At 37.6% G+C, this 26,092-nt stretch carries 17 protein-coding genes; 3 read left to right on the top strand and 14 right to left on the bottom strand.

Annotation, left to right across the window (positions count from 1 at the left end; translation table 11 throughout):
* Window positions 1–145: 145 nt before the first annotated feature.
* Window positions 146–6,043: a lamin tail domain-containing protein gene (locus tag BK580_RS18720; protein ID WP_078381799.1), complete on the bottom strand. Its 5,898-nt coding sequence runs from the start codon at window positions 6,041–6,043 to the stop codon at window positions 146–148.
* 213 nt (window positions 6,044–6,256) lie between these two features.
* Between BK580_RS18720 and BK580_RS18725 the strand changes: the two genes are divergently transcribed.
* The gene (locus tag BK580_RS18725) at window positions 6,257–6,541 is read left to right on the top strand and encodes a DUF5316 domain-containing protein (protein ID WP_078381800.1); all 285 of its coding nucleotides are present in this window, start codon (window positions 6,257–6,259) and stop codon (window positions 6,539–6,541) included.
* Between the two features lie 51 nt (window positions 6,542–6,592).
* On the opposite strand, the gene BK580_RS18730 is transcribed toward BK580_RS18725, so the two are convergent.
* The 3 genes from BK580_RS18730 to BK580_RS18740 are packed head-to-tail and all read right to left on the bottom strand — an operon-like array spanning window position 6,593 to window position 11,444.
* Complete coding sequence (locus tag BK580_RS18730) at window positions 6,593–8,413, bottom strand: ABC transporter substrate-binding protein (protein ID WP_078381801.1); 1,821 nt, start codon at window positions 8,411–8,413, stop codon at window positions 6,593–6,595.
* 45 nt (window positions 8,414–8,458) lie between these two features.
* Entirely contained in the window at window positions 8,459–9,970 is a 1,512-nt protein-coding gene (locus BK580_RS18735) for an ABC transporter permease (RefSeq protein WP_139364929.1), read from the bottom strand.
* A gap of 13 nt (window positions 9,971–9,983) precedes the next feature.
* Window positions 9,984–11,444, bottom strand: coding sequence for an ABC transporter permease (locus tag BK580_RS18740; protein ID WP_078381802.1), 1,461 nt, complete (start codon window positions 11,442–11,444; stop codon window positions 9,984–9,986).
* Window positions 11,445–11,577: 133 nt separating this feature from the next.
* Here BK580_RS18740 and BK580_RS24125 point away from each other — a divergent pair, with 133 nt between their 5' ends.
* On the top strand, window positions 11,578–13,329 hold the full coding sequence (locus tag BK580_RS24125) for an ABC transporter ATP-binding protein (protein WP_078381803.1): 1,752 nt from the start codon (window positions 11,578–11,580) through the stop codon (window positions 13,327–13,329).
* A 79-nt stretch (window positions 13,330–13,408) separates the two neighbouring features.
* Window positions 13,409–14,209 carry an alpha/beta hydrolase family protein gene (locus BK580_RS18750; protein WP_078381804.1) on the top strand — a complete coding sequence of 267 codons (801 nt, stop codon included), beginning with the start codon at window positions 13,409–13,411 and terminating at the stop codon, window positions 14,207–14,209.
* A gap of 166 nt (window positions 14,210–14,375) precedes the next feature.
* Here the strand turns inward: BK580_RS18750 and BK580_RS18755 are convergent, their stop codons facing one another.
* The 10 genes from BK580_RS18755 to BK580_RS18800 form a co-directional block, all read right to left on the bottom strand.
* Window positions 14,376–15,353 carry a Gfo/Idh/MocA family protein gene (locus BK580_RS18755; protein WP_078381805.1) on the bottom strand — a complete coding sequence of 326 codons (978 nt, stop codon included), beginning with the start codon at window positions 15,351–15,353 and terminating at the stop codon, window positions 14,376–14,378.
* 78 nt (window positions 15,354–15,431) lie between these two features.
* Window positions 15,432–16,541, bottom strand: coding sequence for a Gfo/Idh/MocA family protein (locus tag BK580_RS18760; protein WP_078381806.1), 1,110 nt, complete (start codon window positions 16,539–16,541; stop codon window positions 15,432–15,434).
* Between the two features lie 26 nt (window positions 16,542–16,567).
* Window positions 16,568–17,446, bottom strand: a complete 879-nt coding sequence (locus BK580_RS18765) for a sugar phosphate isomerase/epimerase family protein (RefSeq protein ID WP_078381807.1) — start codon at window positions 17,444–17,446, stop codon at window positions 16,568–16,570.
* 35 nt (window positions 17,447–17,481) lie between these two features.
* A complete protein-coding gene (locus tag BK580_RS18770) occupies window positions 17,482–18,315 on the bottom strand; it encodes a carbohydrate ABC transporter permease (RefSeq protein WP_078381808.1) in 834 nt (277 codons plus the stop codon).
* A gap of 13 nt (window positions 18,316–18,328) precedes the next feature.
* Window positions 18,329–19,234: a carbohydrate ABC transporter permease gene (locus tag BK580_RS18775; RefSeq protein WP_078382830.1), complete on the bottom strand. Its 906-nt coding sequence runs from the start codon at window positions 19,232–19,234 to the stop codon at window positions 18,329–18,331.
* Between the two features lie 120 nt (window positions 19,235–19,354).
* Complete coding sequence (locus BK580_RS18780; RefSeq protein WP_078381809.1) at window positions 19,355–20,644, bottom strand: ABC transporter substrate-binding protein; 1,290 nt, start codon at window positions 20,642–20,644, stop codon at window positions 19,355–19,357.
* Window positions 20,645–20,889: 245 nt separating this feature from the next.
* Window positions 20,890–22,068 (bottom strand): GntR family transcriptional regulator, encoded by a 1,179-nt coding sequence (locus BK580_RS18785; protein ID WP_078381810.1) that lies wholly within the window; start codon window positions 22,066–22,068, stop codon window positions 20,890–20,892.
* 287 nt (window positions 22,069–22,355) lie between these two features.
* Window positions 22,356–24,383: a glucose-specific PTS transporter subunit IIBC gene (gene ptsG, locus BK580_RS18790; RefSeq protein WP_078381811.1), complete on the bottom strand. Its 2,028-nt coding sequence runs from the start codon at window positions 24,381–24,383 to the stop codon at window positions 22,356–22,358.
* A gap of 200 nt (window positions 24,384–24,583) precedes the next feature.
* Window positions 24,584–25,414: a glucose PTS transporter transcription antiterminator GlcT gene (glcT, locus tag BK580_RS18795; RefSeq protein WP_078381812.1), complete on the bottom strand. Its 831-nt coding sequence runs from the start codon at window positions 25,412–25,414 to the stop codon at window positions 24,584–24,586.
* Window positions 25,415–25,734: 320 nt separating this feature from the next.
* Window positions 25,735–25,926 (bottom strand): hypothetical protein, encoded by a 192-nt coding sequence (locus tag BK580_RS18800; RefSeq protein ID WP_078381813.1) that lies wholly within the window; start codon window positions 25,924–25,926, stop codon window positions 25,735–25,737.
* Window positions 25,927–26,092 lie beyond the last annotated feature (166 nt).

The following is a 26,092-nucleotide window of genomic DNA, read 5'->3' on the forward strand; positions in this document are numbered from 1 at the left end:
TTAATTTTCATTATAATATCATATTTCAGATAAAAATTTACTATGGAAGCTTAATCAAATAAATCATTAATCATTTAATTACCCATTAATTTCATAAAAAACAAGTATCCCCCACTACTTTAAAGTAGCGGGGGATAGACACCTTTTAATTAAATTGCAATTTCCTTCTATGGTAATAAAAATATGCAGTTCCTAAAATCAAGAGTGTTATACCTATTACAAACAGGTTGTACACATTTGTCCCCGTATTTGGAAGCTTTCCTCCAGGCTCCTGATCGGTTGGTTGTTTATTATCTTCTTTTTCTGGTTTATCCGGTATCACTGGTGTTTGATCCTCTGAATCTGGTATAGATGGATCTGGCTGCTCCGGATTACTTGGGTCTACAGGATTAGTAGGTTGTTCCGGTTCGTCTGGATCAATCGGATTAGTTGGATCGGTTGGATCAGTTGGGTTCTCTGGATCTGGAATGTTTGGTATCTCCGGATTTGCACCTTTTCTAAATGACCAAATATCCGAGACAGTGCGTCCAGTGTGTTGATCTTCTGCCACCACATACCACCAATATGAGTTACCTTCCACTAGTCCTTCCCACGTATAATCCACAATATCTCCGCTTAAGACATTTTCAACTTTTCCTATTTCCATCTCAGTATATACGTTGACTGTGAAATAGTCTGTTGCAACTCGTTTTACTTTAGGTTCTAAATCTAGATTAATGATAAACTCATCTTTTTCAGGGTACGTACCCGAATCATAGTAGTTGTACTTATCTAAATATGGTGAGTACGTATTAACTAAGATTCTATTGTTTGCCGTATCAAAGTGGAGTAAGCGCATATAGCCTTGGCCACCCTCTGGTCCTGCCTGATAGTCAGCTAGCATTTGGAAAACTTGACGGTCAGGAATACCATCTCCATCATCATCAATTTCATCTACTAAAAGCTGACTTTCATGGTAGTGTCCGCTAAGTACCGCAACGACATTTTTATTTGGTAATACGACTTCATTATAAAGCTTATCTCCTAATGGATGCCTAACACCTGTCGCTTGTAAATACTCATGAAAACTTAGGATTGCCATTCGATCTGGATGTGCAGCTAACACTTCATTCATCCAGGCAATACCTTCCTCCTCTACACCCCATCCAAGGTAGACCATAATATAATCGTTTCCATTTGCTGATATAAGATCATAATGTCCACGATTATTCTCATAGGAGCCGCCATAATAAGGTTTATCACTAAAACGATCTTCTCCAAAGTATTTATAATACTCCGTATAATCATTTGTTTTATGATCCACATCGTGGTTCCCTGCTAATACACCATATGGAATATTTTTCTCGTCCAATACTCTCATAGACCGATCAGCATTAATCCATTGATATTCTTGATTTGCGACATTGACAATATCACCTGTGTGGAAGACATATTTAATTTTCATCTCTTCTTGCATTTCAGCAATCCACTGTGTTTGACGATCAAATATATATGGATAACTTTCTGCATAATACTGCGTGTCTGACATCCAAACAAAGGTATAGTCATACTCCTCCGAGGAACTAGGAATCTCATCTTGGACGAGTACATTTATAGATTCATCTTTAATAAAATCCTTTACTTCTACATTACCTTTTAATTCAAAATCTTCTGTTCCAGCTATACGATAATCAACAATCGCCCATTTACTTGTAGTATGATTCCAAGCATACATGGTTACTTTACGACCTTCTAGTGAATTTCCTTTCCATACTAGCTCGACAAGATCATTTTCTGCAATTGACGAATCTACTGTTACATCAAAACGGTGGTATGGAAATTGGGTCGTAGCGTCGGTAACTAAGTATTGACCATCCTCTTTTGATACAAGGTCAATTTCTTCTTCTGTAAAAGCTGTTTCTCCCTCTGGTACCATTGTTTGAGGAGGTTCTACATCATTAGCATTTTTATAACCATTCACTTTATCTGTTTGACTAGCATCATATTGGAAGCCACCATAAAAAGTAACATCCAACTCATCCTCTGTTGGATCCGTGACTCTTACCTGTAAGTTAGGATCACCATCTACAGCATTATTCAAATCATCTGCTGGAGAAATTAACTCTGGTTTATATGGATTTTCATTCACAACTGAGAAATGAACAATTTCTACTGCTTCATTTCCAACCTGGTCGATAGCTACTACCTTTAGCTGATGTTCTCCTGCAGCTAATTTAGAGGAAGAAGTAGCATATGGTACGGAAATTTCCTTTTCATCTAGGTGAATCTGAATATTTTTTATACCTGCGATTTCATCTGTTGCATTTGCATCGATTGTGAAGGATCCCTTGTATTCTTTTCCTTCAACTAATGAAGTTGTAATGACCGGAATCGTATTATCTACCTGTACATTTACTTGAATCTCTTCGTCTGAATCCTGCACCTTAATTACATGATCTCCATCATTGACCGTTGTGGTGTCCCATTTGTATGATTTCGAAGGGGCATGCTCATTTTCGATTGTAAATGTAAAATCTTCAAAAATACGATATGTCCCATCGTCTCCCATATCAAATACTTGGGAAGGATTATTTTTAACTGGATCACGCAAGACTGTACCATCAGCTAACACTAAACGGACATTTCGTAAATTATAATCATCACGGTTATCTGGTGAATCTAAATCAAATGGTGATGCTTTGTTACCTGAACGAATCGTAATGATATTATCTCCAAGCTCTAAGCGATCTGGATCGATTGGCACAGTAATCGTCTGCCATTCAGCAATCCAATCATCGAAAATGTGAAGAATATTATCTCCCATTGTGACCCCATTTTGGAAAAAGGTATTTATCCCACTCACCTCAAATGCAAAGTAAGCTGTGTGTTCAACGGAAGAGAACACTTCTCCTAACACTTCTTGATTATCAATAAACAGTTTCACATCATCAGGATTATCCTCTTTTGACGTTCCTTTAATAATGGTTTCTCCAGTTAGAATCTCTCCCTCTTTTACATTTAAGCGTAAACTCGAGAAATCTAACTCTGAAGTAACTTGAATTTGATACGTTTCACTAGTTACTTCATTAGTTCCATCAGAAATTTGAAAATAATATTCCACATACTCTTTTGCGATAATGTCTGGTGAATAGATAGTATGGTGGTAAAGTAAATCATTATAATCTTTCGCTAAAATTGCTTGTGTAAAATCTGTTTGATCATTTGTGCGGTATAAAAGTCTTACTGTTTTAACTTCTTTATCATCCTCTGCATCTAACACAATATGAATATTTTCATTTTGATCTACCTCTGAAATTGCTGTTAAATTCTCATAAGTTGGTGGGATGTTATCCACCGGAAGCTGTACCGTCTCTAGAGGAACTTGGTCAGGCTCTACTGTTCCTGGCGTAGCTGCTTTTTCCTTTGCACTAATCTTCAGCATTTGAGTCGAGCCATCTAAAGGATACTTATATAAGATAGCCTTATCTGGTGCTGCATCTATCACACTCGGAACATCATTGTAGTAGGCAACTGCAAGTTCTTTCTTTGAATTTGTCGCAACTACTAAACCACGCATTGCAGCATTGGCCATTCCATCACTATATATACGAACAATGTCCTTATTTTCTACTAGATTTGTTCCATAATTTGCATTAAAATCAGCAACTGTTTGAGCACCATTTTGAGAATTAATAATCCAAAATACAAGTGTGCCCTTTGAAGGTATCACAACATCATCTGGAACTGATGCCCAAATTACATCTGTTGCACGATCTGATCCATAGCGATATTGAATTTTATAATCTTTAAAATTAATAGCCTGATTCGTATTATTATAAATTTCGATAAATTCATACCCATCTGCTGTTCCAACATTTGTGGAATCAGGGACTACTTCTGTCACAAGAAATGGTGGCAAAGCTTGGTAGTCTACTTCTGTTTGCTCTACCTCAATTGTGTACTCATTTGTTTTAGTCACATTATGGCCATCCGAAGCTTCCAAGTAGTAAACGAGTGTTGCATCTACTTTTACACCTGGGATTTCAGCGACATAGCTTGAGGAACCATTAGAACGTTGACTCATAGCTAAAGAGGTGAACGTTTCATCGCCTATTTTTTTATAAAATAAAGTAGCAAAAGGAGCAGCCATATTATCGGTAATCGTTGCTTCTATTAAAATAGGACTATATGACTGACTAGCTGTCACAGGTGTATGTTCGATAACCGGTGCTTCATTATCTTCTGGAATTTCATCTAATAACACTGGATTGGTTGGTACTTGAATTTCTTCTACTGTACCTGGAGTTGGAGCTGCTAACACTTGAAGCTTATCCATTTCGGTACCTGATGCTGGAAATATATAGTCAATACCAAGTCCATTATTATCACTTTCGTTCACCAGATAACTTGCCGATACAACTTCTTCTCCTTGGCCATCCTTTATCACAAGCGCCCGGTTTCCACCATTCGCAAAACCAGGAAATACATCTGTATACTCTACTACCTGTTCACGTGATAAGTCTAATTGGAAATTCTCGTTAAATTCCACTAAGGTTCGATTTCCATTATTAAACCAAAACACTAAAGTTTCTTGCGGTTCCACCACAACAGCAGGAACGCGGAATGGTAACTCATTTCCTGTATCTGTATATTTATAGATAAATGAATAGTTAGCTAGATTCAGAGCTTGGTTCGTATTATTATAAATCTCGAAAAACTCATAATAATCCGTACCTGCCCCCACTGAATTTGGGGATAACTCTGTTATTAATAAAGGTAGTTCACTATACGTTTCCTCAGGTACCTCCACCTCTATCGAAAAAGTTTCTGTTGTAGCATTATTTACTCCATCTGTCGCTTCAATATAATAAGTAATAGTAGATAATACAGCTGTTCCTGGTATAACAGCAGAATAATTCTCTCCATTCCCGCTCATCGGAATAGAAGAGTACGCAGCATCTGGTTCATTTTTATAATAAAGATTTGCTCCCACAACCTGAACATTATCTGTAATGGTAGCTTCTATTGAAACTGGGGATAATCTAGTACTTTCAGAAACAGGAGTATGAGAAATAACTGGAGCTAGCTCGTCCATCTCAGGAACTTCTATTTCCTCTACTTTCACCGGCTCTTTTGGAACCTGAACTGGATCAAGTGTTCCTGGAGTTGGAAGGGCAAGGACTTTATGCTTCTCCATATCCGTACCTATTTCCGGATACTTGTACTCTATTCCAGCACCCGTGTTATCCGTTTCATTTCCTAAATAGCTTGCAGAAACAAGAACTCTAGCTTGTTTATTCTTAATCACAAGGGCACGGTTACCACCGTTAGCAAATCCCGGGAATACATCTTTAAAATCTACAACTTGATCAACATTTAAGCTCAATCCAAAATTACTATTAAATTCTTCTAATTCTTTATCCCCATTATTAAACCAAAACACCATGGTCTCTTGTGATTCCAATACAACCTCTGGAACTTGGAATAAAAGTTCATTTCCACTATCCGTATATGTATAGTAGAAAGAAAGATTAGATGTATTTATCTGTTGATTCGAGTTATTGTATAGCTCGAAATACTCAAAATAATCTGTTCCAGCACCAGCTGAGTTAGGTGAGATTTCCGTAATAAGCAAGGTAGGATAACTATTGAAATCTACTTCAGCTGTTGGTGCTTCTTCTACTTCTGTGCTATCAGTAGACTTTTCCTCATTTAAAGAGCTAGGACTTTCCTCCTCTGAGCTAGTTTCCAACTCTTTTTCCTCTTTTACTTCTTCTTTCTCAGGAGTACTTTCTGGCTCCTCTTCCTTATCTAGAATGATTTCAGATTCTTCTACTTTTTCTTCATGAGGTATTACTGACTCATTGGATGTCGGTTCTTCCATATCCTCCACACTATCGTCTGGATTTGGTACTACCTCCACTTGGATAGTTGGTACTTCATGATCCTCTTCCGCATGAACAACTTTACTTGGAACTAAAGTGTGAAAGCTCGGCATAACAATAGCAACTATCATTAAAGCAATAAGTACCTTCCTTAACCTCTTCCTCATTCTAGAATTCATCCCCGCACTCCTCATATCTTTGTATTTTTCTGAACAATATTAATGTTAAGGTAAGTTTGTTAATGCAATATGAAGAGGATATTAATTTTTAAGAAATTTGTTTATTTTTGGCGATATTTGCTAATTGGTGCCTGACCCCGTTTGGAAAAAAATGAAACTTCTTTCAAGCAAAGACGTATGTATACTATTAGTTACTTTAGGAGGTCGGTTCCTTTGAAATTTCTTTATGCGGGCATTATTCTTTCCATTATTGGTGTTCTATTATCTATCGTGATATGGGGGATGGATCAGGCATACCTTATTAGCGGAGGGCTTGCAGCTATATTTATTGGATTATCGATGCTGACTTCTGGTGCTTTAGTGAATGGAGATAGTATGCGGGCTAATTTTGCCACCGAAACAAAAGAAGATAGGCATGATCGCAGAAACATGACAACCATGTTTCTTTTACTTGGGTTACCTAATCTTGGAATAGCGCTATTATTCTATTATCTATAAAAAAATGCCTGACCCTTTACCGCTTTATAGCAGTGAGGGTCAGGCACCTTTTTAGTTTCCTCTATAATTCTTCAAAAATTCCTTCACCTTCTCAGGATCAGCTATTAGTTCATTGCCTGTATTCACCAACGGACTAACTGTCGAGACAGCCTTAAGCTTGTTATTTTGGTAGAAATTTAAGAATTCGTCTTGGTTAATGGAATATAATACAGCTTTTCTTAAATCTTCGCTATCTGATACTTCACGGTTGGCAGTATTGAACAGCATGTAAATGACAGCATTACTTTCATTTTTTTGTAAGAATAACTTTTCGTCATTTTCCACTAAATCGTATTTCGTTTCAGGTACTCCGTTGAATAGATGAATTTCGCCATTACGTAATGCAGAAAGCGAACTATCTGGATCTTGAATGAAACGGACAGTTACCGTAGATATTTTTGCTTCAAAATCTGTGCCAGGCAGATAAGCTGGATTTTTCAGGAATGTTGCTTCGTAATCATTTTTGCTTGAAAGAATGTAAGGACCACTAGCATATAAGTGATTATTGTATTGGTCACCTTCTGTTACCGTATTCTGATCTCCATAAGGAATGTCTTTTGTTGCGTCAAAGGATTCCACTTCATAAGTATTGATGCTTTCCACTTGTTTCTTAGATACAATCCCGGCAGATTGGTGTGCTAAGTAGTTTAATACTTGTGGAAACGGTTTAGACGTTGTCACCTTTACTACCTGATACTTTCCATCTTGGTTATTTGCATCATTTTTATCAGAAACAAGTTCATTAATTTTCACATCTAATTCTTGCTCAAGTGCTTCTCTAATTGTTCCAGTGCCACTTGATTGTTTCGTTGCATCAAGGACACTTAGATCTGTAATAAGCTCTGCATCTTGAATATGCTCATGTAGACTATATGTGCGATGATCTGGTACAGAATTCGCATCACTTGCTCGTTTTAAGGAGAAGATTACATCATCCGCACCTACACGTTCTCCTGTGTCTTCTGCTTTTTTATCCGTAACCTTTGCAAAATTGATATCATCTCTTAATAGGAAGTAATACTCTGAATTTCCTTCCGCAATACTGTGGTTAAGAGATAGGGAACCTTCAGAAGTAACGACATCATCATCTGTTAAGTTAACTAGACGAACATACATATTCGTATTTAATGTATTGATGGATCCATCGTTCCCTTTTATTGGATCTAGTGAAGTCAATGTTCCAATCGCTTGCTGAACTACTAAAGGAGTCGTGTCTCTCTTTGAAGAATCATTATAATCGATCGTTTCCCATGCTACTGCACGAGATTTAGCAAGACGAACAGTATCTATATTTAGCACCTCTGTGTTAACACCTTGTGCTTTAAATGAATTATAAAGCGGGGCAATAAATGCTTTGTCAAAAACAAGACGCTGTTCCAATTCTTTATAAGTGTTTGCGAACTCTTCAGGGGTTTCTGTACTTGCTTTATCAATGAGGCGATCGACCTCTTCATCCTTCATAATGCTATTAGCACCATCAGATTTAAATAGTGCGCGAACGGCATAGTCTGGATTTCCTGTAACAGTCGTCCAGCTAGAAAGCGCAATATCATAATTTCCCGCATCCTTCTGTGCAGTAAAGCTACCATAGTCTGGCTGCAAGTTCAGTTTTACTTTAAAACCATTTTTGACCAACTGATCTCGTACAATATTAATATCATCTTCTGAACTAGACTGTCCGAGGATTTCTATCTCAACTTGGGATTCGTTCTCTGTTACTCCATCATTAGCAGTTTCATTTTCTTCTTCTTTAACACTTGATTTCGTATTGATGCAGCCCGATAACATTACTACCATTACTAATAATAGTGCCAACCATGATTTCTTCAACATGTATTCCCCCTAGATAATATTATTTTATAAAAAAGCATTAAAGCTTTATTCTACTCTTGGATCTAGTGCATCTCTTAATCCATCTCCTAAAAAGTTAAAGGATAAGACGAGTGCGATAATTGCAACTCCAGGATAAATCGCTAGATAGGAATGGGATTCTAGATAAGTACTGCCAATCTTTAAGATGTTCCCCCATTCAGGGATATGTGGTTCAATCCCTAGCCCTAAGTAACTTAAACTACTCGTTGCTATGACTGCTCCCCCGACTGTTAACGTAGATTTGACAATCATAGGAGCTAGCGAATTCGGAACAATCTCTCGAAATATAATGGACAGATTACTCGCCCCTAGTGCTCTTGCAGATTCTACATATTCCAAGTTGGACACCATCAGCACATTAGCACGCATTGTCCTTGCATAGGTTGGGATCGCTCCAACACTCAATGCGATAATTAATGTAATCGTGTTAGACCCAAATGCCGCGATGATAACAATAGCTAAAAGAATGCCAGGTATCGCATAAAGAATATCTAACAATCTCATAATGATATTGTCTGTTCGCTTGCCATAATAACCGGACAAGGCTCCAAGCACCCCACCTATTACGAATGGGATTATGGTTGAAAGCACTCCTACTATAAGGGAAATTCTAGCTCCAAATACAATCCTTGAAAATAAATCCCTACCAAAATTATCTGTTCCTAACGGATATTCTAGGCTTGGCGATTGTAAGATCGCTGCGTAATTATTTTCCACTGCCAAGCTATAATCGAATGTATAATAGCTGCAAATAGAAATGGAGAAAGCAAAGGTAATAAAGAACAAACCCACCATCGAAGTAGTATTTTTCGATATTTTCTCCCAAACTATATAGGCAGTTTTTTTAAGCGCTACTGCTTTGTTCCGATGTTTTATTAATAATAAATAGGAAATCAATATTGCAAAGATATTTCCTGTAATTGCTGTTAATAAAAGAAGAATGGAAAAGATAAACATCAGCTTAGGCTGTTTCTCGATTTTATCAAAAGCAATCAACAATAAAACAAGAACTTGAAAGATGAGTATAACCAACAGCAATAACATAGCTAACGGGAAGGTATCTGCGACATATGGTTTATATAAATTTAACGCTGAAACAGCAATGATAAAGAGCTGATTAAGCAACATATAGAGCGCGTAAATGTACTCTGGTGTCTTCTTTATTTTTATTAATTGAGCCGCTGCACTAAAAATAAAGATATTACCCGTCAGCAAGCTTAATAGTTGAATGAAACCTATTTTTCGAGTAGAAGCCTGGATATAACCAATGTTATTCAAATCTAACTTTATTTTTAAGGTAAGCAAGCCTTGAATAATCGTAAAAAGTCCATAGACGACAAATCCATAAAACAGGTAGGGCTTTATCACTTTTTCGCCAAAATCGACACTGCTCCATAGTAGAATAATAGTTAAAACTAGTGACATAACCGTTGCAAATCCAGCTTGTTTATATTCAGTGGATAATTGCAAGGAATGCTTTTTCATATAATCTGGAACTTTTATTAATTTATTAGACATCGCTACACCTGCTTTAATATTGTTTCATTTTGGAACGGATGCGCGGATCAAAAAACGCATATAAAATATCAATCAATAAATTCACTAAAGAAATCGTGATTGCGATATATACGACGCCGCCCATGACACTTGGAATATCAGGAATAAACTGTTTATCTACTATGTAACTTCCTATTCCGTTAATATTGAACACTTTCTCTGTTACTGCAGCGCCACCAAGCATCCCTCCAAACAACAGTCCGATTACTGTGATGATAGGAATCATCGCATTTCCAACTCCGTGCTTCCACAATACTTGATGTTTATTCAATCCCTTGGCTTTAGCCGTTATCATGTAATCCTCATTAATAATTTCCAATGTTGAAGATCTTGTCATTCGCGCGATCGATGCTGTCAATGCGGTTCCCAAAACAACAGCAGGCATTATGATAGATAGCCAATTGTGTGGACTGAATGTTGCTGGTAACCATTGTAATTTAATAGAAAAGTTTAGAATGAAAATGAGTCCTTGCCAGAAATTTGGAATAGACAACCCGATTAATGCAATGAACATAAATGTATAATCGAAAAAAGAATTTGGTCTGGTTGCGGATATAATTCCAATCGGTATCGCAATCATAATAGCCATAAGCAAGGAGATAACCGCAAGAATCATCGTTACTGGAAACCTTCTTATAATACTCGATGCCACATCTTCATTTCCTGTGAAAGATCTCCCTAAATCAAAGGTAACAATTCCTTGAATCGCATTCCAAAGCTGTACAAAATACGATTGATCCAAGCCATAAAGCTGGTTAAAAGATGCAATCTGCTCTCTTGTTGCAGCCTCCCCCAAAATGTTAGCCGCAGGATTAAACGGGGATAAATACATAATCGTAAAAACAAAAAATGCCACACCAATAATGACAAAAAAACTCATGACTAATCTCTCTGCAATATATTTCATATAAGCATTGCTGTATAAGAAGATCAACACATACATAAGTAGACCAGGAATCAAGGTTACAGCTAAGAAAAAGGGATTATTAATTTGCGAAGAAAAAAACTCCACATAGGTTGTTTTCCTTTTGCCGCGCTGCTCCAGCAGTTCGTTCGTCCGTTCGAGCAAGATTTTACGGTACGACTCTTCTGACCATGCTTCCACTATCTTTTCCGTTGTAGCGTGAGATACTTCTTGTTGGAAAAAGGCATGCTTTCTACTTAACTGCTCTTTAAAACGTTCTCTAAGCTTTTCTTTATAACCATTTTCAAGAAGCTGACGTTGCACTTGGTGTTGAACTTCTAATGAATGATTAGTTTTTCCCCTCAAAAAATAGAGTAAGGCAACAATCAGATGGACAGGCAATCCCAACAAAAGTAGCAGCCACTTGTATGTCGTTTGATGTTGCATTTTTTTGTAATGATGATTGATTGTTTCAGATATCGCTAGAGGGTAAAAATTTTTACCATTCTTTATTTCCTTTACTACCTCCATTTGCTTTGTATCACCTGCCTTATTTTAAATTGTATAATTCCGATAGGTATAGTATACTTTAAAAAAATCAGATTACAATATAAAAAATTCCTTTATTACATAAAAATTCAGATTGTTAGTAGGTGGAAGAGCTATGGAAACATTGCTACAGGTAAAAGACTTAAAAATATCCTTTCAAACCGGTGACACCGAGTTTGAAGCCGTTAAAGGGGTTAGTTTTGAAATAAAGAAAGGCGAAACCTTAGGAATCGTTGGGGAGTCAGGAAGTGGGAAAAGCGTTACTGCTAGGTCAATTATGCGCCTTCTCCCTTCACCTCCTTCCTTTATGAAAAGTGGAGAAATCACTTACCAAACAGAAGATCTTATTTCAAAGAGTGAAAAAGAAATGGAAGCTATTAGAGGACGTCATATCAGCATGATATTCCAGGATCCAATGTCCTCTTTAAATCCTACCATGCAGGTTGGAAAACAAATTATAGAAAGCTTGATTAAGCATCAAGACCTTCCTAAAAAAGAAGCAAAAAAAAAGGCATTGGAATTACTGCAATTAGTGGGGATACCTAATAGTGAATTAAGATACAGCCAATATCCGCATGAATTTTCTGGCGGAATGAGACAGAGGGTCATGATCGCCATTGCGCTTGCTTGTAGACCTAGTCTACTTATTGCTGATGAACCGACCACGGCATTAGATGTAACCATCCAAGCACAAATCCTGAACCTTATGAAAGAAATGCAGGAGAAATTCGGCACTGCCATTATATTGATCACACATGATTTTGGAGTAGTAGCTAGAATGTGCGATCGAGTGGCCGTCATGAAAAAAGGGGAAATAGTGGAAACAGGAACAACGGAAGCGATATTCGAAAGCCCTCAGCATCCCTATACGAAGAAACTATTAAACGCTCTGCCGCGGCTTGACGAAACGAAGAAGAAAAAAAGAACTCCCCTGATTCTCAGAGGTGCTGATGTAACAGAGCCACTATTACAGGTCACTTCTTTAAAGCAACACTTTCCATTAGGAAAAGGAAAGATATTAAAGGCTGTTGATAACATCAGCTTTCACATTAATCCTGGAGAAACATTAGGTCTTGTTGGAGAATCTGGTTCAGGGAAATCCACGACAGGTCGCGCGCTACTACGACTACATGAACCTACAGATGGTGAAGTCCTCTACAAAGGAATACCAATTAACCGATTAACAAAGACAGAACTGAAAATTATGCGCCGTCACATGCAGATGATTTTTCAAGACCCCTACTCTTCTCTCAATCCACGTAATAAAGTGGTGGATATCATCGGTCATGCTCTAGATTTACACGGGATGGCAAGAAGCAATCAGGAAAGAAAGAAAAAAGTCGAAGAACTTCTCGAGATGGTGGGACTGGATGCTTTTCATGCAGAACGATATCCACATGAGTTTTCCGGAGGTCAACGCCAACGTATCGGAATAGCTCGCGCCCTTGCAGTAGAGCCAAGCTTTATTGTTTGTGATGAACCGCTTTCTGCACTAGATGTATCTATTCAATCGCAAATTGTTAGCTTACTAGATGATCTTCAGCAAAAACTGGGTCTAACCTATTTATTTATTGCGCACGATCTATCCATGGTAAAACATATTAGTGATAGAGTTGCAGTAATGTATCGAGGAAAAATTGTAGAACTAGCCGAAAGTGAAGAGCTCTATTCCAATCCACAGCATGAATATACAAAGTCGCTGCTTTCTGCAATACCTATTCCAGATCCGAAAGTAGAATCACAGAAAAAGAGAGTACTATTTCAAGAGAACTCCGAGGTCGATAAGTATAACCTGCAGTACTCAGAGCTCGTGGAGGTCACCAAAGGTCATTGGGTCGCCATGCCTTCTAAATATGAGGTCATGTAAATAATTCTCCACGACTCTAAACCATGTAGGAAGAATGGTTTAGAGCCCTTTTTAATTAGATTCTTTTAGGAGGGACAGAATGAAAAGCACTTTAGCTATTGATTGGCAAGGGATAAATCTTTCTGTATCCATTGAATATCCAACATCTTACTTCGATAATGACATGAAGAATGCATTATTTCCTGTCATCATAATTTGCCATGGCTTCATTGGATCGAAGGTGGGAGTCAACCGACTGTTCGTGAAAGCTTCTAAAGAGTTAACTTTAAAGAATTATATAATTGTCAGATTTGACTATCTTGGATGTGGCGAAAGCGAAGGGGAATATGGAAACAATACAATGCATGACATGATTCATCAAACGAAACAAGTCATTAGTTTGGTGAAAAAATTAGAAAGAACGGATTCAACCAACCTTACACTTATCGGTCATAGTTTGGGTGGAGCAGTCGCCCTCCTTACCGCCATTAAAGAGCAATCCGTTAAAAAGTTAATATTATGGTCAGCAGTAGGAAACCCTTTTCTGGATATCATGAATATTATTAAGAAACGCGTAACTGATCTCGATTATCATGATACTTTCGATTACCAAGGTTTTCTTCTAAAAAAGGATTTTCTCCTCTCATTAAAAGAATACGAACCTTTAAAATGGAGCTTTAATTACACCGGCGATGTCCTGGTGATTCATGGAGATGAAGATGAGGAAATTAGTGTTCATTATTCTACACAATATGAACTAGCTTTTCATTCCAGACAAACGGGAGCGATGAAGAAACATATCATCTCAGGAGCAGATCACACCTATTCCTCTCATTCCACTTATAACCAATTAATTCAAACGACTATAGATTGGATGGAGAGTTATAAGCAGACCTCATAAAATAAGGTGCCAGACCCCCAACATCGCTTTATAGCAATGTTGGGGGTCTGGCACCTTCATTTCATTTATATGCTACTTCTACACTATCTCAATACAACCCTTTACACCAAAACTCACCTTACCATCTTTAATCTCAACAGCTTCACCGGCAGCCAGCATCACTATTTTAATTATAAGGGGTTACGTTCGGTATATAGCCATCCGACTGATAAATCAACTCTGTTAGCTTAACTACTTCTTTTGCGAAATTTCCTGGCACCATTACTTCATGATGTCCTAAGATCGAATCTATAAAACTTTTATCCGAATTCATTGTTTGCTGAGGAATCTCAGGTTTTATCGGAGGGTTTCCAATCTTACGAACCGTTATGTTTCCATTATCGTAAAAAATAGCTCCATCTTCCCCACAAAAAACATAGGTTTCATGCCAGCACGGGGCATTCCCCACAATATTAAGGCCTGCGACAACATTATTCTCAAAACGAATAGTTGTAAAAGAATCAATCTCTACTGGAGAATCACGTAATTCTAGTTTTGACTCTACTTCCATTGGTTTTAATCCTGTAGTCCACAGAAGTACATCAATTATATGACTGCCCGAATCCATGAGCATCCCTCCCCCTGAAAGGTCAGGATTTTGGCGCCATGTTTCAGCGGAGAGCTGCTTCCATTCTTGATAAAGACAGGCGGTAATTGAGGTGAGATTTCCAATAATATTGTTCGAGATTGCCTCACGAATATATAGAAACGCTGGTTCAAAATGTCTTTGATAAGATACTTGAAGTACTCTATTCGCGTTTTTTGCAAATTTAATTAGTTGCTCCGCTTCTTCTAGTGAACAAGCCATCGGTTTTTCAATCAAAACATGACAATTATGGCTCATTGCATCCATCACATGTTCAAAATGAAGGGTATGCGGAGAACATATAATCACCGCATCCATTGGAATTTGTTCTAACATATCATGATGATCATTGAACTGTGCAACACCGTTAAGCTTAAAACGATTAATTAAGGTATCTCGATTATTTCTATTAGGGTCTGCAACCGCTACAATTGTAACGCTTTTTAATTCTTTTAACTGTTTAACATGTAAATGAGAAATGCCACCTGTACCAATAAGTCCTACTTTGACAATTTTCATTCTATCCCTTCCCTCAAAAAGATTAAAAAAATTTGTAGTCTCCATGTCTCATAGCAAATCTTTTTTGATTCTTAAGCTTTACTTATTTGGAACGAAAATAGGTTGTTCGTCAAAAGAAACTGCTTTACCCGTTTTTGCAGACTCATAGATAGCTTCTATAATTCGCGTGACAACATATGCTTGTTCTGGTCTTACGACTGGTTCTGTGTCATGAAGTATATTATCTATCCATAGGCGGGCTTCTAAATCAGCATCGGTTTCAGAATTTCCATCGTAGAATGCTACGCCTCCTGCACCAAGATCCACTTTTGTCGTGTAAAGTTTCCCAAAGTTTTCACCGTTTATTCTAAGACCATCTTTCATATCAGCTCCACCCTCTGTTCCACTTAGGGAACATTTTGCCTCATCAATATCTAAAGAATTGAGGGCCCAACTTGCTTCTAAAACAATGGTTGCGCCATTTTCCATCGTGATAAATCCAAATGCAGAATCTTCGACTGTAAACTTCTCCGGATCCCAAGGCCCCCATGCATTAGCCGCATCTTCCTTCTGACCCAATTTATGATAAGTAGAACCCATAACAGTCTTTGGCTTATAGTTGTTCATCATCCACAAAGTTAAATCAATGGCATGTGTACCAATATCGATTAATGGACCTCCACCTTGCTTTTCTTCATCAAGAAATACACCCCAAGTTGGAACAGCACGACGGCGAATAGCATGAGCTTTAGCAAAATATACTTCCCCAAGATCACCACGTTCGCATACTTTATGTAAATACTGGCTGTCTGGACGAAAGCGATTATTATACCCAATGGTTAGTTTTTTACCAGAACGTTTAGAAGCTTCTATCATAAGACGAGCTTCCTCTGAAGTTTTCGCCATTGGTTTTTCACACATGACATGTTTCCCTGAATCAAGAGCTGCAACTGCTATTTCAGCATGGGAATCATTCGGGGTCAGTACATGAACTACTTCAATTGACTCATCCTCAAGTAGCTCTCTATAATCCTCATAAACTTTCGCATTCTTAATCCCGTATTCTATTGCAGCTTTTTCAGCTCTTTCAATCAGTACATCACAAAATGCAACAAGTTCCACTGATTTAAGCTTCGATAAACTGGGCATATGCTTTCCATTGGCAATACCGCCACAACCGATAATAGCTACTTTTACTAGTCTAGACATATAATTTCTCCTCCTATAACGCTTTATTATTTGAAATAAATTTCAAGATGTTCTTTTGCCTTTACAATTCCCTTACGTTCATCCTCAATAGAACCCCAATAGCGATGGTCTTCTAATTCAATACTGATGGGACCATTGTAACCAATCTTTTCTAATCGTACTGCAATTTTTGCCCAGTCCACATCACCTTGTCCTGGAATCGTGTAACGCCATGACCCTTCGGAAAAATCATATTTGGATCCAAATGTAGCCGGAATCACACCACATTCATATAATTCATCATGTAAAATTTCAGTATCTTTTCCGTGGCAGTAAGTTACTTTTTCTCCAAATTCGGTTAAGAATCTTAAATGATCTATACCTAGTCTAACTAAATGAGACGGGTCATAATTAATTCCGAAATGTTTAGATGGAATGACATGAAACATCGCTCTGAGCATTTCCGGTGTACAGCCTAGGGTAGGATAATAAGGTGCAGGGCCGGGCCAGCCTTCAAGTGCGATATAAATATTCTGATTCTCGGCATGCTTTACAATATTAGGAAATGTATCTTTCCAAATATCAAAAGCTTCCTTACGAGACATTGTAATATCTTCAGGAACTAGACACATAAATATCACTTTGCCACCAAGTTGTGAGACTTCCGTTATTTGATTTTTTATGGCATCTACTGCCTCTGCTCTACTCTTTTCATCAATACTGAGCAGCTTTGTATGCCCCACCGCCCCTATTCCATCTATCGATCCGACTTCAAGTCCCGCTTTTTCTAAAACAGTTTTCACCTCTTCGTTATAAAAGGGCACATCTAGTACATCTAAACTAATACTAGAAGCCCAATTTGCCACAGATTCTATTCCCTCGGCACCAATATTCGGCGGTATTCTCATCCCTATTTTTTTGACCATCTTAAAAACCTCCTTCAGAATAGGTATCTATCAATTTATTTAATTCCACTGAATGTAATACCTCTAATAAATGTTTTTTGTAAAAAGAAAAATAGAATAATAACCGGAATTGTCATCATTGTTGAGACTGCCATCATAAGACCCCATTCAGAGCCTTTTTGACTTTGAAATTGTTGTAAACCTAGTGATATTGTATATTGAACAGAATCGGTTAAATATAATAACGGTCCAATAAAATCTGTCCAGCTTGCCATAAATTGAAACAATCCAACCGCTAGAACAGCCGGTTTTGCTAGAGGTAGCATAATTTGCCAATAAATTCTAAACTCTCCAGCTCCATCAATTTTTGCAGCCTCTCTTAAACTATCAGGTAACCCCATAAAAAATTGTCTTAGTAAAAAGATGTAAAAGGGTACTCCAAAAAAAGCTGGTATAATCAATGGATATGCTGTTCCAACCATTCCTAATTTTTCAAACAACAAAAATAACGGGATCATGGTTACTTGGCCAGGAATCATCATCACTCCAATGGTAATGATAAATAGAATATTTCTGCCGGGCCATTTTAGCTTTGCGAAGCTATATGCAACAAGTGGACATGAAATGACAGCTCCCAAGGTACTAAAAATAGTAATGATAATTGTATTTTTTAAATAAGTAAAAAAGGGTATATAAGTCATTGCATCAAGGTAATTGCTCCACATTACCGGTTTTGGAACCCATTCTGGTGGAAATGTGAAAATTTGCGTCATCGGCTTTAATGATGTCGATACCATCCAAATAAATGGGATTATAAAAAAAAATGAGGCAACAATTAAAACAATATGAGCTGAATATCGGGATACCTTCTTTTTCATCGTGCCATCCATGGTTTTACCCTCCTTATTTCCCTTGATAATGGACCCAACGCTTAGATGTAATAAATACGAATGCAGTTAGTCCCATAATAATCACAAACAAAATCCAAGCCATAGCAGAGGCATAACCCATCTTAAAGAACTTAAATCCATTGTCATACAAATACATTACATAGAAGGTTAAGGAATTAGCTGGTGTTCCCTGTCCTTGTGTTAATGTATAAGGTAAAGTAAATTGTTGGAAAGCACCGATAATACCCATTACGAGATTAAAAAAGATTACTGGTGTTAATAGAGGGAGCGTGATATGTAATGTCTTTTGAAACCAATTTGCTCCATCCACTTCTGCAGCGTCATAATAGTCCTCTGGTATATCACTAAGACCAGCAAGATAAATAATAACCGCCTGACCAATTCCCCATAATGACATTATAATAAGAGAAGGCTTTGACCATGTCACACTTCCGAGCCAAGCTGGACCTTCAATCCCAATTGTGTTCAAAAATCCGTTGACTAGACCAAACCCTGGATTCAATAGCCACATCCACAAAACAGCAAGAGCTACATGTGGAACAAGTGTTGGTAAGAAAAAAATCGTTCTGTAAACCGCCATCCCTTTCACTTTCATGTTCAACATCATTGCAAGCGCAACACCAAAAATAATACTCAATGGTACAAAATAAACAGCAAAGTAAACTGTGTTATACACTGATTTCCAAAATAATGTATCATGTAATAAGTCCTTATAATTTTGTAATCCGATAAATTCTCCTGGCTGAAGGATACTGTATGAAGTAAAACTAAAATAGATGGAAGAGAATAACGGTATAGCATAAAAAATAACCAAACCGATAATCCATGGTGAAGCAAATAATAGTCCGTGTTTGTATTTCCCCCAATTAGGTAACTTTTTCTTGGGGGCATAATGCAATTGACTTCCTTGCCCTGTTTCAAAAGACTTTATTGGATCTACTTTTTGTGCATTCCCTTCCACTTTAATCCTCCCCTTACTCTAGAAAAATAGGGAGAGTAAAAACCCCTCCCGCAATTTTTACTTATTAAGCTCTTTATTCACTTTTTCATTGACCTTGTTTAGAAGTTCTTCTGGTGTACCATTTCCTCGAGTAGCATTTTCTACGGCACTTGCTAGTTCGTTCCAATATAATGACCCTTGTGTCATAACAGGTCTATGGTTAGAAACAGGTAATATTTCAACAAATTCTTTTAAGATGGGGTCTTCTTTATAACCCAGTTCTTCATTTACAGAATCTATAACTGAAAAGTCTCTAGCAATTTCACTAAATATTTTTTGGCCTTCTTCACCGCCATAGAACTTCATAAATTCCCATGCAGCTTCTTCATTTTTTGCCCCTTTAGGTATTACAACTGACCAACCACCTGACCATGTTGTATGATTCTCACCAGTCGGTGTTGGCATTGGGAAAACACCATAATTTAAATCCGGATTAAATTTCTTAATAGCGGAAACTTCCCAAGGACCACTCACTTTCATACTAAGTTGCCCCGTTAAGAAAGGGTCCATAGCGCCTGTACCTTGCGAATCAGTAAATCCAGCAATGTCCTCAACATTATATTTTTTCGCAAAATCCGTCATCCATTGTAGTGCATCTATGACCTTTGGATCGTTTGCTGTAACAGTATTTGTTTCAGGATCAAAGAACTCTCCTCCAAATGCCCATCCCCAGCCGTATAACCAGCCTTGGCCAAACCAAGGAATAAAGCCAATTCTCTGGAACCTCTTACCGTCTTTGATAGTTAACTTTTCTGATGCGGCTTCTAATTCAGCTATTGTTTTTGGTAGGTTGTCAGTATCCAGCCCTACTTCTTCGAAATGATCTTTATTAAAATAAACAAGACGTGAATCAGTGGATATTGGTACCCCGTATAAATTACCCTCATAACTCGCTTCATCCCAAGCAAACGGATAATAGGACTCCTTAACAACTCCGCTTGCCTCCGCTAAATCTGTTAAGTTCAATAACGAACCTTGTGCAGCCCAAGCTCCAATCTCAAAACGGTCAAAATAAGCAACATCTGGCGGGTTGCCTCCTGAAATAGCGGTCAGTAGTTTTTCATTTTGTCCTTCTCCCTGATTAGCAGTATAAACGGCTTTTATTTTAATTTCGGGATTTTGTTCTTCAAAGGCTTTAATGACGGCATTAGCAGCTTCCTCTGTAGAATCTGTCAAAGAATGCCAAAAAGTAACAGTAGTTTGACCTTCCGATGAGCTCGAATCAGAAGAACATCCAGTGAGAAACATGGATACAGTGAAAACGAATGCAAATGATAACAATCCAATCCTCTTTTTAAGTTGACTCATTTTAATCCCCCTGCCATTTTTATTAAATGCTGGTTTAACTTTCCGTTTGTTATTATGTAACTTCATGATGACCCATTAATAAAGCGCTTTCATTCTAAAAGAAAAAAATAGAACAAAAACAAATATGTTATACTAACCATAACTTGTTATTATTAATGGTATGTTAATAGATTACCAACGTAAATAATATATGTCAACATGGTTTTTTTATTTTTCTGAATTTTTAATAAAATAAAAAACAGCCCTTATTTATCATTAAGGGCTGTTTTACTTTTTTCACGATTAACACAAATCGAATTTTGTACCATTGTAGACTTCCCCTCTATTAAAGAGAATCCAATGGCCGTGTACTTCGGGATTTTTTCACCTTTTATGTGCTTCATTAAAAAATTAACTGCTACACTTCCCATTTCACGTTCGTGTTGACGTATATGTGTAAATGTAGCTTGATTCAAACAATTTTCGGGTGAGTCGAAACATACTATTGAATAATCTTCAGGAACTTTTTTTCCTAAGTCAGTTATAACCTTTTCAAGTATGAGGGCCAAATCATATTCACAAACATTAAAGCCGGTAACAGTAGGATTTTCATAGATAAACCGTTTAATTGCTTGATAATCTTTATTGTTTTCAGTTTCATCCTTAGAGTAATCTTGCGGTAAGTTGGAATAAAGATGATTGAGATGGAATTTCGGATTTAAAATTAACCCCTTCTTTGAATATGAAAGGTTAAACCCTTTTAATCTCTCTTCAATTGTAGATGTTCCAGTGGGTGAAGAGGATAAGAATGCAATATCTCTATGTCCTAAAGAGAACAAATAATCAGTTAACATTTCGCTTGCCGTTTGATTATCCGTGCAAATTGAACTTGCTGGTATACCTTTCAAATATCGATCAATTAAGACTAGAGGAAAATTATTTAATACTAACTTTAAGAGTTCTACATTATAGTGCTCACCATTAACCGGAAAAATAATCAGTCCATCTACTCCGTAGTTTACTAGACTTTTTATCGCATTCTCTTCTTCTTTAATCTCTCCATGTGTGCGACGGATTATTAAATGACAATTATTTTGCAAACACTCTTCCTCGATTGCCATAACAAGGTTTGTTCCGAAGGCATCTGAAAACCCAGGAATAATTAGAGCAATTAATTTACTATCTGAGGCATTATCGAACTTAGAAAGATCCGCTTGATTTACTGTTGGATGCTCCTTAGAAACGAAAGACCCCTTCCCTCTTATCCGCTCAATAAAATTGTTTTGTGCAAGTAAATCTAGCGCTTTTTTGGAAGTAATTCTACTGACATTAAAATCTTCAGCCAACTCTTTTTCAGATGGAACTCGATCACCGCGCTTTAAAAGTCCTTCTTTAATCTGTTCAAGCATATAATTATATATTTTTTCATATAGAGGAGTATTCATAGCATCTTATCACCTTTTAGTTAGTTGTTATACTTATTATAACTAACATAACATCTACATTCATTTAATACAACAAAACGGATAAAAGATCTATATTCTTTTGATTATAAATATGCATATGTAGTAAATAACACACAATAATATCTATAAACAAGTCCTTTTTATTGATTTATGGTGTTTTCAGGATCCAGATAGCATTCTTACTATACTACTTTTTATAGATCAAAAAAAACGCTTGGTCATCCCCAAGCGTTTTCCTATGTCCAATGTGGACCATTATTTAACTCTTACTTCTTCACTACCTCAATACGACCGGTCTCTCCAAATCTAACCGTTCCATCCTTAATCTCAACCACTTCCCTAGTAGCTAGATTGGTAAAGATGATTGGTGTAATGGTGGATGTTGCTTCTTCTTGAATGATTCTTAGGTCTACTTTTAATAGTGGCTGGCCTTGCTTAACTGTGTCTCCTTGCTCAATTAAGCTCTCGAAACCTTTTCCTTTTAAGTTAACCGTATCAATCCCAACATGTACCAGAACTTCCCTGCCTTCTGGAGTTTCAATTCCGATTGCATGTTTTGTTGGGAACAAGTTGACAATTTTACCATCGACGGGTGATACGACTGTTCCGTCTGTTGGCTCGATTGCAAAGCCGTCGCCCATCATTTTTTGGGAGAAGATTTTGTCTGGTACTTCACTGATTGGTAAGAGTTTACCAGTCATTGGCATTGCAACTTCAAATCCAGTCGATGAAACAGCTACAGATTCCTTCGTTGCTGCTACTTCACTGTTTACTGGTGTTTTCCCACTAAGAATATCTTGGATTTGCCCTTTAATTATTTCAGAACGTGGTCCAAAGATTGCTTGGATGTTTTTATCAATCTGCATTACTCCTGAAGCACCAAGCTTTTTCAATTGCTCTTTATCTACCTTCTCTACATCGCGCACACTGACACGAAGACGAGTGATACAAGCATCTAAATCAGCTAAATTTTCTTTTCCTCCAAGTGCTTGCAACACGCCATATGGAAGATCCGTTGCCGCAGAGCTCGTACCATTTGCTTCTTCTTCCACTTTTTCCTCACGACCAGGTGTCATTAGATTGAACTTCTTAATCGCAAAGCGGAAACCAAAGTAATAGATTACCGAGAATGCCAGACCTACTGGAATGACTAACCACCAAGCCGTCTGATTTGGTAAGATACCGAATAAGATATAGTCAATGACACCACCCGAGAATGTCATCCCGATTTTTACATTTAAAATATGCATCACCATAAAAGATAATCCAGCAAACAATGCGTGAATTCCAAAAAGCACCGGTGCTACAAATAAGAAACTGAATTCAAGTGGTTCTGTGATACCTGTTAAGAAGGATGTTAAAGCCGCAGAACCCATAATTCCTGCTACATACTTCTTTTGTTCAGGGCGTGCACAATGATAGATTGCTAAAGCTGCTGCTGGTAGACCGAACATCATGAATGGGAATTTACCAGTCATGAACGTACCTGCTGTCAACTCTACTCCATCTCTTACTTGTGCCATGAAAATCGTTTGATCCCCACGAACAATTTGGCCTGCTGCGTTCGTATAAGAGCCAAATTCAAACCAGAACGGCGAATAGAAAATATGATGTAAGCCAAATGGAATTAATCCACGTTCAATGACACCGAAAATAAATGCCGCTAAAGTGCGGTTAGATTCTGTCATGAAGTAGGAGAACGTATTTAATCCTTCTTGTGCAAAAGGCCAAATAAAGTTCATAATTATTCCTAAAACAAGTGCAGAAGCAGCTGTAACGATCGGTACAAAACGCTTTCCTGCAAAGAAACCAAGATAAGATGGAAGCTCAATATTGTAGAATTTATTATACATATAAGCTCCGAGAACTCCGGCTATAATACCACCAAACACCCCGGTTTGTAGGGTCGGAATTCCAAGTACATTGGCAAGAGCCGGATCAGTTGCGACCTGTTCTGCCGTCACCCCACTAATAACACTCATCGTGACATTCATAATTAAATAACCAATCATCGCTGCAAGTCCGGCAACACCATCACCGCCTGCAAGTCCAATCGCTACCCCCACCGCAAAGAGAAGCGGTAGATTCGAGAAGACAATACTTCCTGCTTGCTCCATAATCTGAGCAAGTAAAATAATCCAATCTGCCTCTAAAAATGAAAGACGGCTTACAAGGTTCGGATTTTGCATCGCATTACCAAAAGCAAGCAAAATACCTGCAGCTGGCAATAATGCAACTGGAAGCATTAACGCGCGTCCGATACGCTGCAAGACCCCAAAAGATTTCTTAAACATAGCTTTTTCCTCCTAAATATTGTACATGCATGTCAGAAACGCTCTCAATCTATCAAAAACAACAAAAAAGACATGAGAATCAAGAAAGGGTACACAAAGTAAAAGTAGATGTATGTATATCTACCTTCCATTGCGTGACCATCTTTCTTCCTCTCATGCCTGCATCACCAGTAACACGTGAAAAAAGTGTCGTGAATATTCTATTGTTTTGAAAGCCTTTGCAAATGTAAGGTCAAATACACGGCCTCAGCATCTGGGACAGACTTATGTAATTTCTGCTGCATTATTTTAATCAATTTCCAAGCTAGATTGTAGCACACTGGATATTCAGTCTGCAATACTTTTGCAAGAATTTCTTGATTTTCCGGTTTATTTTGTCCAGTCTTAACTCTCTCAATGGAAGCATGAAAATGCCGAATCAAACGTAAATAATTCACATCCGAACGATCAATTGAAATTTTCAAATAAGATTCAATCACTTCCACCATCTCACTAATCAACTGCGTATGCCGGTTAACCTCCGACAAATCACGATTCGTCAACGCACTATGAATATGTAGCGTAATAAAGCCAATTTCCCCCTCAGGAATAGCGAGATTAAGCTGCCCATTCAACCACTCCACAATCTCCAGTGCAACTGCGTACTCCTTTGGATAGGCGAGCTCCGTTTCCGTCAGAAAAGGATTTTTAATATCAAGCCCCTGTTGAATCCGCTTCACAGCAAAATAAAGATGGTCTGTCAGTCCGACATGAATATGCTCATTCAACCGAACCTGAAACCGCCGCTCAATTCGCTCAATACACTCATTCATAAGACCAATAAACGACTCGTCTACATAGTTAAGTAGCTGCTTATATTGCTGTTGTTCACCTTGGTCTTTTAACACAAAAAACTTCTCCGCGCGATCGACTGTTACATCCTCTCCCGCTTTCTTCCCAAAGCCGATTCCTTTACCCGTAAGAATAACTTCATCGTATTCTGGATGTTCGGCGATAAGAACATTGTTGTTTAGTACTTTTTTGACTTGCATGGGCATTCCTCCGTGCTAAAAACTGCAATATATATTAAAGTACGCTAGGATAGAAATAGAGTCAAGTTTACAAGACGGATACTCCATACACCGAAAGTAAAATATGAAGCATTTTACATGTAGAAAATCTTCACTAAACAATAAGGGCTCTCTTCTTTATAAGTGGGTAAGGAGCAAGAACAAAGTCGCCCTTGGGGAATTGTACGACAATAAGGCAATAGGAATAACCCCACTCTTCTATTTGGATGAGTGAGGTTATTCTAATAGAAGTATTGGAACCATCTAAAAATGTTAGTGGAATAGATTGAATTTGATTTCACTTAATCTTTCGGTGCGTCAAGTGCCTGGTAATCTAATTGATATTTTCCGCCTTCTGCAACTTCGGAATGGTATAGCGCCTTAAGTGCAAAGTTCTTTTCAAGGCCGTGTTGTTCCATCAGCTCTCTAAGGCGTTGTTGCAGTTCATTATTATCTTTTATAAGCTGTTTCATTTGAGACTTCATAAACTTCAATGGATGATAACTCCTTTCAAATACAATAAGTAGTCTTCCTAGTATACATGATTTTTGTCAATGGTGAAGAATAATAGGGGGCAACGTGCTAGTTCTTACACGATGTGTGATGTTCTTGGATAGATTTATACCAATGCCGATTAGAAAATAAGGTTTACTAATTAAG

Origin of the sequence: Sutcliffiella halmapala (assembly GCF_002019665.1) — a bacterium.
Classification (GTDB): Bacteria; Bacillota; Bacilli; order Bacillales; family Bacillaceae_I; genus Sutcliffiella_A; species Sutcliffiella_A halmapala.

Excerpts from the sequence above, each read along its gene's own strand:
- BK580_RS18720 (WP_078381799.1), bottom strand. The coding sequence starts at position 6,043 with ATGAATTCTAGAATGAGGAAGAGGTTAAGGAAGGTACTTATTGCTTTA.
- BK580_RS18730 (WP_078381801.1), bottom strand. The coding sequence starts at position 8,413 with ATGTTGAAGAAATCATGGTTGGCACTATTATTAGTAATGGTAGTAATG.
- BK580_RS18735 (WP_139364929.1), bottom strand. The coding sequence starts at position 9,970 with ATGTCTAATAAATTAATAAAAGTTCCAGATTATATGAAAAAGCATTCC.
- BK580_RS18740 (WP_078381802.1), bottom strand. The coding sequence starts at position 11,444 with ATGGAGGTAGTAAAGGAAATAAAGAATGGTAAAAATTTTTACCCTCTA.
- BK580_RS24125 (WP_078381803.1), top strand. The coding sequence starts at position 11,578 with ATGGAAACATTGCTACAGGTAAAAGACTTAAAAATATCCTTTCAAACC.
- BK580_RS18750 (WP_078381804.1), top strand. The coding sequence starts at position 13,409 with ATGAAAAGCACTTTAGCTATTGATTGGCAAGGGATAAATCTTTCTGTA.
- BK580_RS18755 (WP_078381805.1), bottom strand. The coding sequence starts at position 15,353 with ATGAAAATTGTCAAAGTAGGACTTATTGGTACAGGTGGCATTTCTCAT.
- BK580_RS18760 (WP_078381806.1), bottom strand. The coding sequence starts at position 16,541 with ATGTCTAGACTAGTAAAAGTAGCTATTATCGGTTGTGGCGGTATTGCC.
- BK580_RS18765 (WP_078381807.1), bottom strand. The coding sequence starts at position 17,446 with ATGGTCAAAAAAATAGGGATGAGAATACCGCCGAATATTGGTGCCGAG.
- BK580_RS18770 (WP_078381808.1), bottom strand. The coding sequence starts at position 18,315 with ATGGATGGCACGATGAAAAAGAAGGTATCCCGATATTCAGCTCATATT.
- BK580_RS18780 (WP_078381809.1), bottom strand. The coding sequence starts at position 20,644 with ATGAGTCAACTTAAAAAGAGGATTGGATTGTTATCATTTGCATTCGTT.
- BK580_RS18785 (WP_078381810.1), bottom strand. The coding sequence starts at position 22,068 with ATGAATACTCCTCTATATGAAAAAATATATAATTATATGCTTGAACAG.
- ptsG (WP_078381811.1), bottom strand. The coding sequence starts at position 24,383 with ATGTTTAAGAAATCTTTTGGGGTCTTGCAGCGTATCGGACGCGCGTTA.
- glcT (WP_078381812.1), bottom strand. The coding sequence starts at position 25,414 with ATGCAAGTCAAAAAAGTACTAAACAACAATGTTCTTATCGCCGAACAT.